13 protein-coding genes are annotated in these 16,921 nt (G+C 54.3%); 3 read left to right on the top strand and 10 right to left on the bottom strand.

Annotated features, from left to right (window positions below; all coding sequences use genetic code 11):
* Position 1: 1 nt before the first annotated feature.
* On the bottom strand, positions 2–1,318 hold the full coding sequence (locus tag IXC47_RS07535) for a D-amino acid dehydrogenase (RefSeq protein ID WP_195875217.1): 1,317 nt from the start codon (positions 1,316–1,318) through the stop codon (positions 2–4).
* Between the two features lie 317 nt (positions 1,319–1,635).
* On the opposite strand from IXC47_RS07535, the gene IXC47_RS07540 reads away from it, so the two are divergent.
* Positions 1,636–1,971, top strand: coding sequence for an HAD family hydrolase (locus IXC47_RS07540; protein ID WP_175627007.1), 336 nt, complete (start codon positions 1,636–1,638; stop codon positions 1,969–1,971).
* 73 nt (positions 1,972–2,044) lie between these two features.
* Here IXC47_RS07540 and IXC47_RS07545 read toward each other — a convergent pair whose 3' ends face one another.
* From IXC47_RS07545 to IXC47_RS07585, 9 genes are all read right to left on the bottom strand, one after another.
* Positions 2,045–2,368 carry a P-II family nitrogen regulator gene (locus tag IXC47_RS07545; RefSeq protein ID WP_175627008.1) on the bottom strand — a complete coding sequence of 108 codons (324 nt, stop codon included), beginning with the start codon at positions 2,366–2,368 and terminating at the stop codon, positions 2,045–2,047.
* Between the two features lie 73 nt (positions 2,369–2,441).
* Positions 2,442–5,543 carry an efflux RND transporter permease subunit gene (locus IXC47_RS07550; RefSeq protein WP_175627009.1) on the bottom strand — a complete coding sequence of 1,034 codons (3,102 nt, stop codon included), beginning with the start codon at positions 5,541–5,543 and terminating at the stop codon, positions 2,442–2,444.
* Between the two features lie 4 nt (positions 5,544–5,547).
* Positions 5,548–6,699, bottom strand: coding sequence for an efflux RND transporter periplasmic adaptor subunit (locus IXC47_RS07555; protein ID WP_195875164.1), 1,152 nt, complete (start codon positions 6,697–6,699; stop codon positions 5,548–5,550).
* Complete coding sequence (locus IXC47_RS07560; RefSeq protein ID WP_195875165.1) at positions 6,696–7,940, bottom strand: TolC family protein; 1,245 nt, start codon at positions 7,938–7,940, stop codon at positions 6,696–6,698. Before IXC47_RS07560 ends, IXC47_RS07555 begins: the two co-directional genes overlap by 4 nt.
* Before the next feature lie 86 nt (positions 7,941–8,026).
* Entirely contained in the window at positions 8,027–8,578 is a 552-nt protein-coding gene (locus IXC47_RS07565) for a hypothetical protein (RefSeq protein ID WP_175627012.1), read from the bottom strand.
* A gap of 204 nt (positions 8,579–8,782) precedes the next feature.
* Positions 8,783–9,922: a UbiH/UbiF/VisC/COQ6 family ubiquinone biosynthesis hydroxylase gene (locus IXC47_RS07570; RefSeq protein ID WP_195875166.1), complete on the bottom strand. Its 1,140-nt coding sequence runs from the start codon at positions 9,920–9,922 to the stop codon at positions 8,783–8,785.
* A gap of 10 nt (positions 9,923–9,932) precedes the next feature.
* Positions 9,933–11,264, bottom strand: coding sequence for an aminopeptidase P N-terminal domain-containing protein (locus IXC47_RS07575; protein WP_175627014.1), 1,332 nt, complete (start codon positions 11,262–11,264; stop codon positions 9,933–9,935).
* Positions 11,261–11,977, bottom strand: a complete 717-nt coding sequence (murU, locus tag IXC47_RS07580) for an N-acetylmuramate alpha-1-phosphate uridylyltransferase MurU (protein WP_175627015.1) — start codon at positions 11,975–11,977, stop codon at positions 11,261–11,263. Before murU ends, IXC47_RS07575 begins: the two co-directional genes overlap by 4 nt.
* A gap of 98 nt (positions 11,978–12,075) precedes the next feature.
* Positions 12,076–13,113, bottom strand: a complete 1,038-nt coding sequence (locus IXC47_RS07585) for an aminoglycoside phosphotransferase family protein (protein WP_195875167.1) — start codon at positions 13,111–13,113, stop codon at positions 12,076–12,078.
* 101 nt (positions 13,114–13,214) lie between these two features.
* Between IXC47_RS07585 and IXC47_RS07590 the strand changes: the two genes are divergently transcribed.
* Both IXC47_RS07590 and IXC47_RS07595 read left to right on the top strand, forming a co-directional pair.
* A complete protein-coding gene (locus IXC47_RS07590) occupies positions 13,215–15,473 on the top strand; it encodes an LPS-assembly protein LptD (protein WP_195875168.1) in 2,259 nt (752 codons plus the stop codon).
* 38 nt (positions 15,474–15,511) lie between these two features.
* A complete protein-coding gene (locus IXC47_RS07595; protein ID WP_230089444.1) occupies positions 15,512–16,903 on the top strand; it encodes a peptidylprolyl isomerase in 1,392 nt (463 codons plus the stop codon).
* The last annotated feature ends 18 nt before the right edge of the window (positions 16,904–16,921 follow it).

Raw genomic sequence — 16,921 nt, forward strand, 5'->3', positions numbered from 1 at the left:
CTTAAGCAGCACGATTAGACAGCGATGTCTGCACAACAGGATGTCGCATCGGCATGCCTGTAAAAGCAAAATTTACTTCAGGCTGCACGCCTGAAATGATGTCGGCAATCGCCCGTCCGGAACCGCAGCCCATAGTCCATCCAAGCGAACCATGTCCGGTATTCAGGAATAAATTACTGAATTTGGTCTTGCCTATGTATGGCACATTCGACGGCGTCAACGGACGCAAACCTGCCCAGTAAGCCGGGTTTGTATAGTCACAAGCTTCCGGAAAGAGTTCGCGTGTGCGGCGCGTAATTGCATCACAGCGGGTGGCATTCAACTCGCGTGAGTAACCGTTGAATTCACAGGTTCCTGCTACACGCAATTTATCCCCGAGGCGCGACAACACCAGTTTGTAGCCGTCATCTATGAGTGAGACTGTAGGTGCCAATTCTGGGTTGATGATTGGATAGGTCGCCGAGTATCCTTTGCCCGGATAGATCATCAGATTGATACCCAGCGGCTGCAGCATAGGTACCGAGAAACTGCCCATCGCCATTACGAACGCATCCGCATGCAGCGTCATATGGCGTCCTTCCGGATTGATGACTTCTACGCCAGTGATGCGGGCAGTAGCGCCCGTGCCTTCGGTGATCAGGCGTGTCACTGTGGTGTTGAACTGGAAGCGGACACCACGCTCTTGTGCCTTGCGCGCCAGGCCCGTGGTGAATTTATAGATGTCGCCTGATTCATCGGTTTCGGTGAAGTCTGCACCGACTATCTGTTTGCGTATGTGTGCCAGTGCCGGCTCCAGTTGTACTGCTTGCTCGACCGTCAGCGGTTCGCGCGGACAGCCCAGGTCGCGCATGACAGCGGCTGATGCCAGGGATTCGTCGAAGTCTTTTTGTGCGGTATAGAAGTGCAGGATGCCGCGTGTCAGGCAGTCGTAATCGATGTCGATTTCGGCGCGTACCGCCTGCAAAGTTTGTCGGCTGTACTCGGCGATCGCAACGATCTGATGGATGTTATGCACGGTGCGTTGCGGTGTGCATTCGCGCAGGAAATTCATGCCCCATTTCCATTGCAGCCATTCAGCGCGGAAGCGATAGAGCAGGGGCGCGTCCTCTTTTCCCAGTGCCTTGAGTATGGTCAGTGGCGCGCCTTTATTCGCCCACGGCGTCGCGTGCGAGACAGAGATCTGGCAGCCGTTGGCAAAACTGGTTTCCTGGGCGGCTCCGGGTTGACGCTCGATTACGGTGACTTCATGGCCTGCCTTGTTCAGGAACCAGGCAGTAGCGGTCCCTATGATGCCCGAACCCAATACGATGACTTTCATGACGCGATCATTCCCGAGATATTGCTGTTGTATGCCTGCGAGCATGATTGCGACTGAGCGCTGCGGATTGCAGACCAGGCCATATTTGGCCAAGGCGTAACCATATCCTGTCTGGCCGGAATTTGCCTATGACGGCTGTCAAGAAAGCCTGGAAAGCAGGATTTTCACGCTCATAACCATAATCATTAAGTAATGATTGTTATTAAATACTTTAACTATACGTAATCATTTTTAGCGCTTACGATACGTTCGAAGTCTGCGAAAAGGTCGGCAGACTAAGTTCCGCAGTGACATGCAGATACAGAAGGAGAAGCGCAATGATTAGTTCCGCACTCGAACAATGCCCGATTGGTGATGCAGTTAAATGCCATCTTGCTGCTTACAATGCAGCTTTCTATGAGCTCGGCTTGAGCTGGCACTGGGATGATGAAACATTCCATGCACTGCAACGCATGTCGTGCGAACGAGATCGCATCAAGGACTATATGCACTCGCATCAATCACATTTGCTGAAGGTCTACGATGCAGATTTCCTGATCGATGCTATCCAGACTACCAAAGCACGTTGCTTTGAAACCATGACAGATGGCGGTGCGAAAAAAGCGCCAACAGTGAACTGGGCAGAATTCCAGCGCGCCGAAGTAGGTGCCTGATTAGCGTAGGTTGATCACATAGAAAAAAGCCCGCATATGCGGGCTTTTTTGTTTTCATGTCTTCTATTTCGGCTCAGTCTTCTGGTTTCCAGATGTAGTCGAAGTTATCTATCGTATTCATCCACACGATGCCATCGCCAACATGTTTGGTAGACGCTACGCGCTTGATGGTGTCGTACACGGCGAGTGCGTACTCGTCATCAATCACGATGTCGATACGCACTTTGGGCGAATAGTCGAGTAATTCTTCCTTATGACTTTGCGGCTGATGGCGTGCCGGAGAACTGCAACCGTCTACTTGGGTGATGGTCATGCCTGGAAAGCCTGTTACTTGTCCCAATGCTTCGCGCACATCGTCCAGGCGTACCGGACGGATGATGGCTTTGATTTCTTTCATAATCTGACTCCTGTGTTCAGTATGGAATGCCAGGCGTCACCACGATGGGTGACACCTGGCTCACGATTGCGGATCAGGCTTCGCCTTCCTCTTCATCGAACCAGCGATAGAGGGTAGGCAGTACCAGCAAGGTCAGCGCGGTACAGGTAATCAAGCCACCGATTACTACTACGGCCAATGGGCGCTGTACTTCCGAGCCAGGGCCGGTCGCGAACAAGAAGGGCACCAGGCCCAGCATCGCTACCGTGGCGGTCATCATGACCGGACGGAAACGCATGGTCGCACCTTGTACCACGGCGTCTGCAATGCTCAGGCCTTCGGTGCGTAGCTTCCTGATATAGGAAACCATTACCACCCCGTTCAGCACAGCAATACCCCACAACGCGATGAAGCCTACCGATGCCGGTACCGACAGATATTCACCGGTAACGAAGAGGCCGATGATGCCGCCTATCGATGCGAAGGGCAGTACGGTGATGATGAGGGTTGCGTAACGTACCGATTTAAACAGCAGGAACAACAGGAAGAAAATCGCCGCTACAGTCGCCGGTACGATGACTGCAAGGTGACCCAGTGCGCGTTCCATGTTCTGGAACTGACCGCCCCATTCGAGATAGTAGCCAGATGGCAGCTGAATCTTGCTTTGCACGACTTGCTGCAGTTCTGCGACGAAGCCACCCAAATCACGATCCGCCACATTGATTGCCACCACGACACGACGCTTACCGCCTTCGCGGCTGACTTGCGCCGGGCCATCACGGACTTCGATTTTGGCCAGGCTATCCAGCGGTACGCGTGCGCCGTTCGGTGTGGTCAGCATGATTTGCTTGATCGCCTGCACATCGCCACGGAAGCTTTGTGGCAAGCGGACGGCCGCCGAGAAGCGACGTTCGCCTTCGTAGATATCAGTCGCTGTTTTACCAGCGATCGCGACTTCGATCACATCATGCACGTCGGAGACGTTCAGGCCGTAACGTGCAATCGCTTGCCTATCAATATTGATAGACAGGTATTGCTGGCCACTGACGCGATCGACACGAATGTCGCGTGCACCTGTGACGGTTTCCGCTACTTTTGCAATTTGGTGGGCCTTCTCCAGCAGGCGGTCCAGGTCTTCACCGAATACCTTGACCGCAACGTCAGAACGTACACCCGTCACCATTTCATCCACACGATCCGAGATCGGTTGAGCCATGATGATCTGGGCGCTAGGAATCACTTCCAGACGTTTTTTGATTTCGCTAGCAATGGTGTCCTGGGTCCAGCCATCAGGCCAGTCATCCTGTGGTTTCAGGCTGACGATCGGTGTCGATTCATTCTGCGCTTGCGGATCGGCCGGGCTTTCACCGCGACCTACACCCGAAATCGCTGACTTTACGCCAGGCACTTTCATGATGATAGCCATCGCCTGTTTCTCCAGTGCGATGGATTCTTCCAGCGAGATGTTAGGCACGCGATTGATACCTGGTACCAGTGAGCCTTCCTTCATTTCCGGAATGAAGGCGGTACCCAGCAGTGGCAACATACCGACTGCTGCGACGAACGCCAGCACGGAAAGCATGACGGTTTTCTTGGCATTGGCCAATACCCAGTCGAGCATGCGCAGGTAGTGCTTTTTCAGGAAGCCAACCAGACGCGTGTCGTGTTCTGCGCCACCCTTGAGCATGTAAGAGGACAACACTGGTGTCAGTGTCAGCGACAACAGCAGGGAAATGGCCAGCGCGATCGCGATGGTGAATGCAAGCGGCGCAAACATTTTTCCTTCCATGCCTTGCAGCGTCATCAGCGGCAGGAACACCAGGATGATGATGCCGATACCGAACACGACAGGTGTGGCGACTTCGGTGACGGCTTTCAGGATGATGTGGACTTTACGCTTGCCATACTTATTGGGTCGCCCCAAATGTCCGAAGGCATTTTCCACCACCACCACTGAGCCGTCGACCATGAGCCCGATCGCCACCGCCAGGCCGCCTAGTGACATTAGGTTGGCTGATATGCCGAACTGGTTCATGACGAAGAAGGTCAGCAGCGGCGTGAGTATCAGCGTCGCAACCACAATCACCGACGATCGTATATCACCAAGGAAGACCAGCAGGATGACGACCACCAGAGCCACACCTTCCAGCAAGACCTTGGCGACGGTCCACAAGGCTGCATCTACCAGTTCGCTGCGATCGTAGTAGGGCACGATCTGCAAGCCATCCGGCAACATACCGGCCTTGTTGATTTCGGCAACGCGATCCTTGATGCGTGACACTACTTCTTTGGCGTTACCGCCGCGCATCATCATCACGATACCGCCGACTGATTCAGTCACACCATTTTTCACCAGTGCGCCGTAACGCACATCGTGACCCAGGGTGACCTGTGCGACGTCACGGATGTAGACTGGCGTGCCGTTGGATTCACTCAGGACGATGTTGCGGATATCTTCCAGATTCTCGATCAGACCGACGCCGCGGATGAGGTATTGCTCGGCGTAGTGTGGCAAGATACCGCCGCCCGAGTTGGCATTGTTGCGCGCCAAGCCTTCATAGACTTGCTTGAGCGAGATACCGTAGTGACTCATGCGATCTGGATTGACCAGAACCTGGTATTGCTTGACGTAACCACCTTGCGAGTTGATCTCGGCTACTTGCGGGATAGAACGCAACAAAGGTCGTACCATCCAGTCCTGCACGATACGTCTTTCGGTCAATTCCTTTTGTGTCAGTTCACGATCGCCGTCATCCGGTCTATCTAGAGTGTATTGATACACCTCACCCAGACCGGTAGAAACTGGTCCCAGCACCGGTGTGACACCAGTCGGCATGCGTGCACCGATTTCGATCAGGCGTTCCATCACCAGTTGCCGCGCGAAGTACACATCGGTGGCATCTGTAAACACCAATGTGATCAACGAGAGACCTGGTTTGTTAAGGGAGCGCATCTCTTCCATGCCGGGCAAACCGGTCATGGCGATTTCAATGGGCACCGTGACGAAACGTTCGACCTCTTCGGGGGAACGACCGGTTGCATCGGTGGCGATTTGTACCTGTACGTTGGTGACGTCAGGGAAGGCGTCGACTGATAACTTGCGCATTGCATCCAGCCCGACTATCAGGGCGATGGCTGCCAGGACGACAATGATCAGCCGCTGCGCCAGGGCGGAGCGAACTATCTTCTCTAACATGGCATTACTCCTGTGCGATACCGGTACGCTGATTGTTGAGGTGGAACGCGCCATCTACCGCAATGCGATCACCCGTTTTCAGTCCGGACGCCACTACCAGAGTGCCGTTGTTGGACTGTCCGATTTTTATCTTGGTGGCACGGAAGTGGCCAGGCTGGATTTCAACATAGACCAGGTCTTCGTTCTCGAAGCGCACCACAGCAGCAGCCGGAATCACCAGTTGTTCGGTAGGGCGGCTTGCGATCAGCATGGTCGCCAGCATGGCTGGTTTCAGACGGCCATCCTTGTTGTCTATGGCGGTACGTACTTGCACTGTGCGTGTCGCAGGATCGACGATTTGTCCAACGTAAATCAGCTTGCCGGAAATCTTGAGATTGCCCAGTGCGGGGACTTCGATGTCTACGGTTTGTCCGACCGCAACCATGTCAGCTTGTTGCTCCGGAACTTCCGCGATGGCCCAGACATGTGAGAGGTCAGCGACGGTGAAGAGGGCATCAGCTGGTTGTACCACCTGGCCAGGTGAGACTTTCTGTTCCACTACCGAGCCTTGCATGGTGGAGGTGACCGGCGCGAACGAACTGATGTCACCGCTTTCTGCCATGCGTTTGATGGCTGCGGATGACATGCCGAGTACCTTGAGCTGTTCAGCTGCGGCGCGTGCTTCGGCAGCAGCGACTGCTGATTCGTTTTCACGTCGTTGCAGCTCGGCTTTACCGATAACGTCAGCCGCGAACAACTGGCGTGCACGTGTCTGATTGTTTTGTTGCAGTTCAGCTTGCGCGCGCGCTTTCAGGTAAGCGAGTTGCGCGCTACCGAGTTCAGTGCTGTGCAGACGCGCGAGTACGTCGCCTGGCTTAACACTTTGTCCCAGATTGACGGTGATGTCGGTGAGGCGGCCTGTAACCGGCGCACCTATGCGAGCCACGCGTTGACGATCAAAATCTATCAGGCCAGGTACACGCAGTACATCGCTGAAAGGTGCGAGACCGACGGTGCCGATCTTGACGCGTTCACGCAATGCGTCAGGTGCGATCACGACATTCGGATCAACTTTCTTCGCCGGGTCATCGGCTTGAGGTTTGCTTTTGTCACCACAAGCAGCGAGGGTGAGGCAGAGCGCGATCAGTGCAGCGCTGGAAGAGAGACGGGGCATCATGGTTTGTTACCTGTAGAAGAAGTGGCTAAGAGTCGCTCGATTTCAATGGCGGCTACATGCAGATCAAATTGGGCCGCAATGAGGTCATTGCGTGCGGTGCGTAGTGCGCGTTGTGCATCGAGGTAATCGATGATGCCGCGTTCACCGTAACGGTAAGCGGCTTCCGCTATGCGTAAAGCACTTTCGGCCTGGCGTACGATGCCGGACTCCAGTGCTTCCACTTGTGATGCCGCGATCTGCGATTGCTGATAAGCGGAATCGAGTTGTTGGGTCAGTTCAAATTCGCGTGCTTCCAGCAGGTAACGCACGCGCATGGCGCTGGCGCTCGCTTCATTGATAGGGCCGCGATTCTGATCCCACAGCGGTATGCTCATGACTACGCCAAATTGCGTGTCACGTACTTCCGGATCACGGTTTGATACTGCTTTTAAGGCGACCGATGGCAAACGCAGCGAGCGCTGATAGTCAACAGCCGTTGATGCGCGCTGCAGTTCCAGTCGGTACTGCGCCAGTTCCGGATTGTTGCTGAGCATGGTTTGACGCAGAGTGTTAAGCGGAGCCAGGTGCGGCACATTGCCCATGGCACCGGTGATGGCAAAGGTGCTCGGCAAGATGTCGCCTACGTGCTGGCGCAACGAAGACTTGGCCTGGTTGGCGCGTAACAGCGAGCTGTGGCTGTTTTTCTGTGCGTTTAACAGTTCGGTGGAGACCCGGATGGCTTCATAGCGCGGTGCTTCACCGACATCGACCCGGACTTGCGCGCGGTCATATAGCTGCTGGGTTACAGCCAGATCTTCCTGTGCTGCTTCGAATTCGGCCTGGCGGCGCAGGGTCTCGTAGTAGCCAAGTTTGACTTTGGCGACCAGTTCGGCGGAGTACACATCCTGTCCGGCGATGGTGGCGCTGACTGTTTTGCGTGCTACTTCCTGACGCAGGAAGCGCTGGCTAGGCAGATCGAGACGTTGCGTAACGGAGATGGTCTGTCCGTTGCCGGTGGCGGCGCCAGGTACGCGTGCCGAGACGCGGCCGCTGGTGTATTCGACCTCGGGATTCGGAAATGCGCTGGCAGTGGTGACGCCGGCACGCGCAGCTTCGACACCAGCTGCCGCGGCTTGCACGCCTTTGTTGCCCTGCATGGCCAGGGCTAGTAATTGATCCAGTGTATATGGCGGGGCGGCGATCGCAGGCGACCACATGCCGGCCAGCCACACTGACGTAATAAGTAGTGTGATAGGTTTCATGGTTTTAGTTAGAACGAGTACATGCCGCGGACGAAAAGCCGCACGACATGCGGACGGCCACGGGCCGTCCCGGAAAAATGAATTGTTTACGCCGCCAGGGTAGGCGGACGGTCAGCGCGGAAGACGGGCGCCGGGAGAGGTGGGTGCTGAGTTGCGACAAACAATGTGTCGCCCAGTACCAGGCAATCTAAAGACAGCGGCAAGGGGAGATCCGCTTCATACGGATCAGGTACTTGCGCGACAGAGTTTTGGTTATGGCTGGGTGGACGGCAGGACAGATTGTCCGCCGCATCGCCCCAGTCAGGTGCGAGCATTTGCGCTGCAGAGCCGAACTCGCCCTCTACTTCAAATTCCCAACGCGCCATTTCGCTTTCGATGGATGGTTCGTCGATAAAGATGGAGGGAGAAAGTTGGGTGTCTTGCTTCGCGTGTGTCAGTGCTTCGACTTGCTCAGCACTGAGCTTGTGCAGCGCTTGCGCCATTTGCGGCTTGGCGCTGGTGCTGGAATACGCCGGAGTCGCCTGTCCCTCGGTACGACAAGCGACCGAATTTGCCCACACCCATTGGAGTGGCAAAGAGACCAGGAGCAAAAGCACATAAATATGACGCATTTCCAGCATTTTAAGGAGAGATCGCACTTTTTGCAATTCGACTCGCATTTTGGATAGGGGCGCAAGGGGATATGATGGCTAAAACTATGCAAATAGTATGCCCAATCCCAGGCGTGACCCTGCCACGACGTGTAGTAATTGGCAACATCTGTCACTGAGCTTCGTTTTATTGTCATGCATGCTGATTGCAGGATGATGACACCGTCCGGTTCAGGACTTGGTTTCGTAGCTTTATGGGCGACGTCCGAACATCATTTGTTCAGCGAGAAATTTTTTCGCAGGTTGCAGTGCATCGACGACGCCCAGCGAGATGCCGAGCAGGGTTTGCGATACGATGCCGCGCGCATTGTCGGCAAACACCCGTGCCATGAGATCCGTCAGATGGATAGTGGTATTACGATCCGTACGACGTTTTTCTGCAAACTTTTGCAAGGCGTCTGGTATCGCATGCGTACCTAATAGTTGCGCCAATACCGCTGCGTCGCGTAATCCCAGGTTTAATCCCTGACCTGCGACCGGATGCAGAGTCTGCGCTGCATTGCCAATGGCGATCAGGCGTTCCGAGGTATCTGGCTTGGCATTCAGACCCAGGGGGAAGGCATTGCGTTTGCTGCAGGCGGTGAAATTGCCCAAGCGTGTGCCGAAGGCATGACCCAGTTCCTGCAGGAATGTTGTGTCTGGCAAGGCGAGCAAACGCTCAGCAGTCTTCGGTCGTACACACCATACCAATGCATAGCCATCTTCCTGCGGCAGCAGGGCCAGCGGGCCTTCATCGGTGAAACGTTCGTAGGCACGATGTGCGATAGCAGCGTCGACGTGGACATGTGCCACGATAGCCGTTTGCTCATAGTCGCGATGCAAGGTTTTTTTGGTTTGTTCGTTATAGATGCCGCCTTCGGCTTGCACTACCAGTTGCGCGGAGCATGATGATTGGTCCGTGAAGTCGAGTGTCACCATGGTGCTGCTGGTCGAGACGCCGCTGACGGTACGGGGACGCAGCATATTGACATCGGTGTCTGCTACACGCGCATTCAGAGCGGAGACGATGGCGCCATAGCGGGTGACGTGTCCGAGTGCAGGTAACGCGTATGCACTTCTGTCTATGAGCGTGCGGCCAAAATGCGCGCGCCGCGAGACATGGATTTGATGGATGGCGGTGGCGGCGATCGGCCAGGCGCCTATCTTTTCCAGCAACTGCTGGCTGCCATAAGAGAGAGCGATAGAGCGCGGATCTTGTGCGCTTTGTTCTACGCTTTTTGCATCTATCAGTGCAATCCTGTCGGCTTGCTTGCCATGCCGGACCAGCAATGCAGCGAGCGCCAGCCCTACCGGACCGGCACCGCAAATGGCAATGTCGAAATCAGTCTGCATGTAGATCGGATCAGTCTTTCATCAGCGCTTCAATATCGGCCACGGATTTGGGTGCGGCAGCACTCAGGATGTGTGAGCCGCTCGCAGTGACCAGTGCATCGTCTTCTATGCGTATGCCTATGTTCCAGTATTTTTCCGGTACACCTTCTGCAGGACGCACATAAATACCTGGCTCCACGGTCAGCACCATGCCTGGCTGCAGAGTACGCCATGGTTTGTCTGCGCCATTCGGTGCTGCATCGCGGTACTCCCCGACATCATGCACATCCATGCCCAGCCAATGGCCGGTGCGATGCATATAGAACTGGCTATAGGCACGGCTCGCAATCACATCATCGAGTGAGCCGACCTTGTTGCGGTCGAGCAGGCCGGTATCGAGCATGCCTTGCGCCAGCACTTTAACTGCTGCGTCGTGGCCATCCATAAAGCGTTTGCCCGGACGTGTTTCTGCAAACGCAGCATCTTGCGATGCCAGCACAATTTCATATAACTCTTTTTGTGGGCCGGAGAATTTTCCGTTGGCCGGGAAGGTGCGTGTGATGTCGGATGCGTAGCTATCCAGTTCGCAACCAGCATCGATCAGGACCAGATCGCCGTCCTTCAACTCTGCATCGCTGGCGCGGTAGTGCAGTACGCAGGCATTGGCTCCGGTGGCGACGATGGAACCGTAGGCCGGGAATTGCGAGCCGTTGTTGCGGAACTCATGCAGGATTTCCGCTTCCAGGTGGTATTCGCGCAAGCCAGGGCGTGCGATGCGCATTGCGCGTCGATGTGCAGCGGCAGCGATATCGGCTGAGCGCTGCATGATGTCGATTTCATTTGCATCCTTGATCAGGCGCATTTCATCGAGCAGGACATGGATGTCGTATGCAGCGTTAGGTGGCGTGACGCCTGCACGTGCTTGTCCACGGACACTTTGCAGCCAGCCTTGTACTTGTGTATCGAGTTTGTTGTCGCTGCCGAGTGCGTAGAACAGCGCGGGTGCATTTGCCATCAGCTTCGGTAGTTCGGTATCCAGCGCTTCTATCGGATAAGCAGCATCAAAACCGAAGGTGGTGCGCGCGACATCGGGACCGTAGCGGAAGCCATCCCAGATTTCGCGTTCCATATTCTTTTCGCGACAGAACAATATCGTTTGATTTTTGGCGCCAGCGACCAGCACGATGACAGCTTCCGGTTCCGTGAAGCCGGACAAATAGTAGAAGTAACTATCGTGGCGATACGGATAGTCGGCATCGCGATTGCGCATGACTTCCGGTGCAGTTGGAATGATGGCGACACCGCCACCTTTGGCCTGCATTTGTGCAATCAGTGCTGCGCGTCTGTCGCTATAAGGTTTCATTTGTAGTGTCCTGTCAAAGGTGCATTCAGTTCTGCCAGTCGTTCGGCTGTGCCAACATCGGTCCAGTCGCCGCGATACAGTTCTCCACCGATCTGCCCACGCGCCGCATATTCGCGCAGTAGCGTTACCAGCTTGGCCGATTCACCGGATGTGATCGAATCAAACATCGAAGGGCGATACACACCTATGCCGGAGAAGGTCAGCTTTGCTTCTCCTTCGTTGGCCACTGAAAAGCTGTGCAGCGCAAAATCACCTTGTGGATGGTGCGCAGGGTTTTTCACCAGATACAGCCATGCTACATCGCGTTGATCAACCGGGTAGGGGTTGCCCCAGACATCGCTGTCTTCCAGTACGTTTTTTACTTGTTCAAAATTGAAATGGGGGCAGTAGATGTCGGCTGCAAGGGCGACAAAAGGTTCATCACCCAGCAGATGACGTGCCTTGGCTATGCCTCCTGCGGTTTCCAGTGCAGTCTCTTCAGCCGAGTAGCTGATTTTTGCCCCGAATTTTTCGCCGTTGCCTAGAGTTTCTTCTATCAGATTGCCCAGATGTGCGTGATTGATCACGATGTCCGTGATGCCGGCTCGGACCAGGTTCAGGATGTGCCAGACGATGAGCGGACGTCCGCGTACCGTCAGCAATGGCTTGGGGCAAGTGTCTGTAAGTGGGCGCATTCTTTCGCCGCGCCCGGCTGCGAATATCATCGCTTTCATGGTGTTCGCATTTCGCTAATAGGTTCTGGAAGCAGCCTGCATGGCCATGTTTGGCGGCAGGCTGGGAGAGCGTGTTGCTTGAAAATTCAGTGCCTGGCTCAGAAGGTATAGCCGACCTGCGGTGCCTTGTCTTCCAACTCATCCAGCAATTTCACCAGCGGTGCCAGTTCCTTGTAGCGGTAGGCGACCTTGCGGGTGTATTCCATCACCAGCGGCAAGTCTTTCAGGTAAGCGTCCTTGCCGTCGCGGTGATACAGGCGGGCGAAGATGCCGAGTATTTTGAGGTGGCGTTGCAGGCCCATGAATTCAAAATCACGGTAGAAGCCATCGATATCAGGATTGACTGGCAAGCCCGCGTGTTTGGCACGTTCCCAGTAACGGATGGCCCAGTCCAGCACGATTTCTTCATCCCACTGGATATAGGCATCGCGCAGCAAGGAGGCAAGGTCGTAGGTGATAGGGCCGAATACCGCATCCTGGAAATCGAGGATGCCGGGATTGCCTTGTGTCAGCACCATCAGGTTGCGCGAGTGGTAATCCCGGTGCACATAAACCTGGGCTTGTGCCAGGTTATTTGCCAGCAGCAGTTCAAAGACCTGGTTCAGCGTGGCAGTTTGCTTTTCTGTCATGGTCAGACCGAGATGCTTGCCGACATACCATTCCGGGAACAGCATCAATTCGCGCAGCAGGAGGGTGCGGTCATACTCGGGTAAAACGGCTGGTTTACTATGGATTTGCAGGTGTACCAGCGCGTCTATCGCATCGATATACAGCTTATGAGCATTGTCTGGAGTCAATAATTGCAGATAAGTGGTAGAACCTAGGTCACTCAGCAGCAGGAAACCTTGTTCGATATCCTGTGCCAGAATGGCGGGCACCGAAACGCCGGTTTCGCCGAAAATCCCCGCTACCTGGATAAATGGACGCACATCTTCCTGCGGCGGCGGGGCGTCCATCACGATAAAAGTGGCGCCATCTGCCCCGTCTATACGGAAATAGCGGCGAAAACTTGCATCGGAGGAAGCCGGGCGCAGGGAGTCCAGTTTTAGAGCAGGAGCAGGTAAAGAGGCGAGCCATTTGTTCAGTTCCGGCAGACGCAGGTCGTCAGCGGAGGCGGGTGTTGTATATAAAGACATGAAGCAAGCCTAGGTAATCCGGTTGATGGGCGGTGAGTTCCCATATAATAAGGGATTAAATTCGAAAAATCGCCAGCGATGGTACTCAAAACTATATTTTCATGACCTGGCCTTTCCCTTTACGCCGTCCTCAACGTTTGTTCACAACTGTGGCCGCAGTGATAGCAGCGGCTTCTGCGCCGTCCTTGGTTGTCGCCCAGACCAATCCCCAAGCTGCCAAGGCGGAAGATCGCAAGGATGAAACGCGGATCAGCTCGGAGCAAATGACCGGACGCCCGGATCGGGAATTGGTGCTGGAGCGGGATGTCGAAATTATCCGTGGCGAAACCACGGTCAATTCGGATCATGCGACTTACTGGGCGGCTGAAGATGAAGTCGAGTTAAACGGCAATATACGAATGACGCGTTTTGGCGACCGTTATACCGGCGACAAGATGCGACTCAAGATGGATTCGGGTGTCGGCTATGTCACCAATCCGACCTACCATATGCTGGAAAGCAATGGGCAGGGCAAGGCGGAGCGTATTGATTTTGAATCCGAGGATAGGGCGCTGATTACCGATGGTACTTACAGTACTTGCGAAGGTCCAAATCCTGACTGGTATCTGAAAGCCAGTACTCTGAAGCTGGATACCGGGCGCGAAGTCGGTAATGCTGAAGCACCGATTATTTACTTTAAGGGTGTGCCCATCATAGGCGCACTGTCGATGTCCTTCCCTTTGTCTGCTGCGCGTAAATCAGGTTTCCTCGCGCCTACGCAGGGTACGACCAGTACAGGTGGTTTCGAAGTTTCAGTGCCTTACTATTTCAATATCGCACCGAATCGCGATCTGACATTGACGCCCCGGTATATCGCTCGTCGCGGCATGATGCTGGGCGCAGATGCACGCTATATGGACAGCACGTACGCCGGTGAAACCAAAGCGGAGTTCCTGCCTAACGATACGCAAACCAAGACCAATCGCTGGTCTATTGCATCGGTACATGCGCAAAAGTTCAGTCCAGAAACGACGATGAACTGGAACATCAATGCGGCGTCGGATGACAATTACCCCAGTGATTTTTCACGGAATTTGTCTATCAGTACCCAGCGTTTGTTGTTGCGTGACCTGAACTTTACTTACGCTAGTACATTCTGGAGTGCTACTGCGCGTGCATCGAATTATCAGGTCTTGCAAGATCCGGCCGCACCGATTACCCGGCCTTACGACCGGTTGCCGCAATTTACTTTGACTGCAGCTCGTCAGGACGTGAATGGTTTCGACTGGAACGCGAATCTGGAGGCGACCCGCTTCTGGCATCCGACTATGGTGCGTGGTGAGCGCTATGTCGTCAATCCTAGTATTTCGTATCCTATAGTCCGTCCCAGCTACTTTATTACGCCCAAGGTTTCGCTGAATGCGGCGACCTATAGTGTGCAGGATCCGGGTAACAATAATGCTAGTGCCACATATAACCGTGCCTTGCCTACTTTCTCGCTGGACAGTGGACTGGTGTTTGAGCGTGATGCGAACTTCTTTGGCTCAGCCATGACGCAAACACTGGAACCACGTTTGTTCTACGTCAAAACGCCTTACCGTGATCAAAGCCAGTTCCCTATCTTTGACAGCGCAGTAGCTGATTTGAGCTTTGCGCAAATTTTCAGCGAAAACCGCTTTATCGGGAATGACCGGATCAGCGATTCGAACCAGTTGACCGCTGCGATGGTCTCACGTTACATCGAGGAAAGCGGGACGGAACGTTTGCGTGTTGCGCTGGCTCAAAGGGTTTATTTTTCTGAGCAACTTGTCACACTGGGAACGCCAACGACGGGTAAAAGCAAGCCGGACTGGCTGGCATCCGGCACGCTGCAGATTTCGAATGCGCTGCGGACCGAAGGTAATGTGCAATACAGCGCGAATCAGAATTCGGTTATCCGTGGCAATGCCGGTTTGAGCTGGCGGCCTGAACCGAAGAAGGTGTTGAACCTGACTTATCGCGTCGACGTACCGAATGCCTTGCGTCAGATTGACGTATCGGGACAATGGCCGATAGCAGATCGTTGGTATGGCGTGGGCCGTCTGAATTATTCCTTGCCTAACGACTATGCCAATCGTCCTGGTTTCGCTCCGTTGACAGCGCCACCTGCGCGTGGTTTGTCCGAAGGTTTGATGGGTCTTGAATACAAAGCTGATTGCTGGATTTTCCGTGTTGTCGCACAGCGTATTCCGACGGCTACTGGCAGGTCGACATCGACCCTCTTTTTCCAGCTTGAGTTGAGTGGTTTGACCAGGTTGGGTTCCGATCCAATGCAAGCGTTGCGTACCAGCATTCCTGGCTATCAGGAATTGGGAACTACTCCCAACCGTAGCAGCTATTAAGCGAAATACTAAGTTAAATCATGAGTCATATCCGTCCTATGTTTACTATTCAAAAATCGTTGCAACATGCGAAGCATGCGCTGACTTTGTTGGGTTTGACTTGCGGCGTGATGGCCCATGTGCAGGCACAAGGCCAGGCTCCAGCAGTGCAGCCGCGGCTGGCTGACGCCATCATCGTGGTAGTGAATAACGAAGTCATCACACGTTACGATTTCCTTGAGCGTTACAAGATGATCGAAGCAAGGCTGCAAAGTCAGGGCGGTAACTTGCCTCCGCGCGAACAATTGCAACGCCAATTGCTGGAGCGCATGATCGTCGAACGCGCGCAATTGCAGCAGGCCAAAGAAACCGGCATCAAGATAGATGACACCATGCTGGACCGTGCGATGAGCCGTATCGCCGAGCAAAATAAATTGAGCATGCCTGAGTTCCGCAAGCGCCTGGAAGAAGATGGCTTGGTGTATTCGAAATTTCGCAATGAAATTCGTGATGAGATGGCGATCCAGCGTCTGCGCGAACGTGAAGTTGATAACCGCGTTCAGGTATCGGATGTAGAAATCGATGCCTACATGGCTGCACATAATGCGCCAGCTGCCACAGCACCACAGGAATTGCATATCGCGCAAATCCTGATCCGCGTGCCTGAGAATGCAACGCAGCAGCAATTGGCAGACAGCAAGCGTCGTGCCGATGAAGTCGTGGCGCAACTGAATGCCGGTGCTGACTTCACCAAACTTGCTACCGTCTACTCCGATGGTACCGATGGTTTGACCGGTGGTGAGTTGGGCTGGCGTAGTGCAGATCGTTTGCCGCAGTTATTCGTTGATGCAACGGCTAACTTGCAGGATGGGCAGATTGCGCCTATCGTAAAAAGCGGTAATGGTTTTCATATCCTGAAGTTGCTGGGTCGTCGCACACAAAGCGTATTGCGTGCGCAAGATGGTGGTGCAGCTGGTGCTGCGGCGCCTGCGGTAGCGGCAGTAAAGCAAACGCACGCCAGCCATATCCTGATCAAAGTGAATCAGGTTGTGTCCGCTGCCGAAGCGCGCCGCAAACTGCTGGAACTGAAGCAACGCCTGGATAACAAGGCTGCAACCTTCGAAGAATTGGCTAAACTGTATTCGAATGATTTTTCCGCAGCTAAGGGCGGTGACCTGGGCTGGATTTATCCGGGTGATACCGTGCCTGAATTCGAGCGCGCGATGGATGCCTTGCCTATCGGTCAGGTCAGTGAACCGATCGAATCACCGTTTGGTTATCATTTGATTTTGGTGACGGAGCGCAAGAGCGACGACGTATCGCAAGAACGTCAACGCATGATTGCACGTCAGGCCATACGTGAGCAAAAGGTTGAAGAAGCAACACAAGACTGGTTGCGTCAGGTGCGTGATCGTGCCTATGTTGAATATCGTCTGGATGATCAACAATAATGTCAATTTCGCTGTTTC

The sequence above is a fragment of the Herminiimonas contaminans genome, from assembly GCF_015645465.1.
Taxonomy (GTDB): domain Bacteria; phylum Pseudomonadota; class Gammaproteobacteria; order Burkholderiales; family Burkholderiaceae_D; genus Oxalicibacterium; species Oxalicibacterium contaminans.

Coding starts and splice junctions, on each gene's coding strand:
- IXC47_RS07550 (WP_175627009.1), bottom strand. CDS start 5,543: ATGTTAGAGAAGATAGTTCGCTCCGCCCTGGCGCAGCGGCTGATCATT.
- IXC47_RS07590 (WP_195875168.1), top strand. CDS start 13,215: ATGACCTGGCCTTTCCCTTTACGCCGTCCTCAACGTTTGTTCACAACT.
- IXC47_RS07575 (WP_175627014.1), bottom strand. CDS start 11,264: ATGAAACCTTATAGCGACAGACGCGCAGCACTGATTGCACAAATGCAG.
- murU (WP_175627015.1), bottom strand. CDS start 11,977: ATGAAAGCGATGATATTCGCAGCCGGGCGCGGCGAAAGAATGCGCCCA.
- IXC47_RS07570 (WP_195875166.1), bottom strand. CDS start 9,922: ATGCAGACTGATTTCGACATTGCCATTTGCGGTGCCGGTCCGGTAGGG.
- IXC47_RS07595 (WP_230089444.1), top strand. CDS start 15,512: ATGTTTACTATTCAAAAATCGTTGCAACATGCGAAGCATGCGCTGACT.
- IXC47_RS07535 (WP_195875217.1), bottom strand. CDS start 1,318: ATGAAAGTCATCGTATTGGGTTCGGGCATCATAGGGACCGCTACTGCC.
- IXC47_RS07555 (WP_195875164.1), bottom strand. CDS start 6,699: ATGATGCCCCGTCTCTCTTCCAGCGCTGCACTGATCGCGCTCTGCCTC.
- IXC47_RS07540 (WP_175627007.1), top strand. CDS start 1,636: ATGATTAGTTCCGCACTCGAACAATGCCCGATTGGTGATGCAGTTAAA.
- IXC47_RS07545 (WP_175627008.1), bottom strand. CDS start 2,368: ATGAAAGAAATCAAAGCCATCATCCGTCCGGTACGCCTGGACGATGTG.
- IXC47_RS07560 (WP_195875165.1), bottom strand. CDS start 7,940: ATGAAACCTATCACACTACTTATTACGTCAGTGTGGCTGGCCGGCATG.
- IXC47_RS07585 (WP_195875167.1), bottom strand. CDS start 13,113: ATGTCTTTATATACAACACCCGCCTCCGCTGACGACCTGCGTCTGCCG.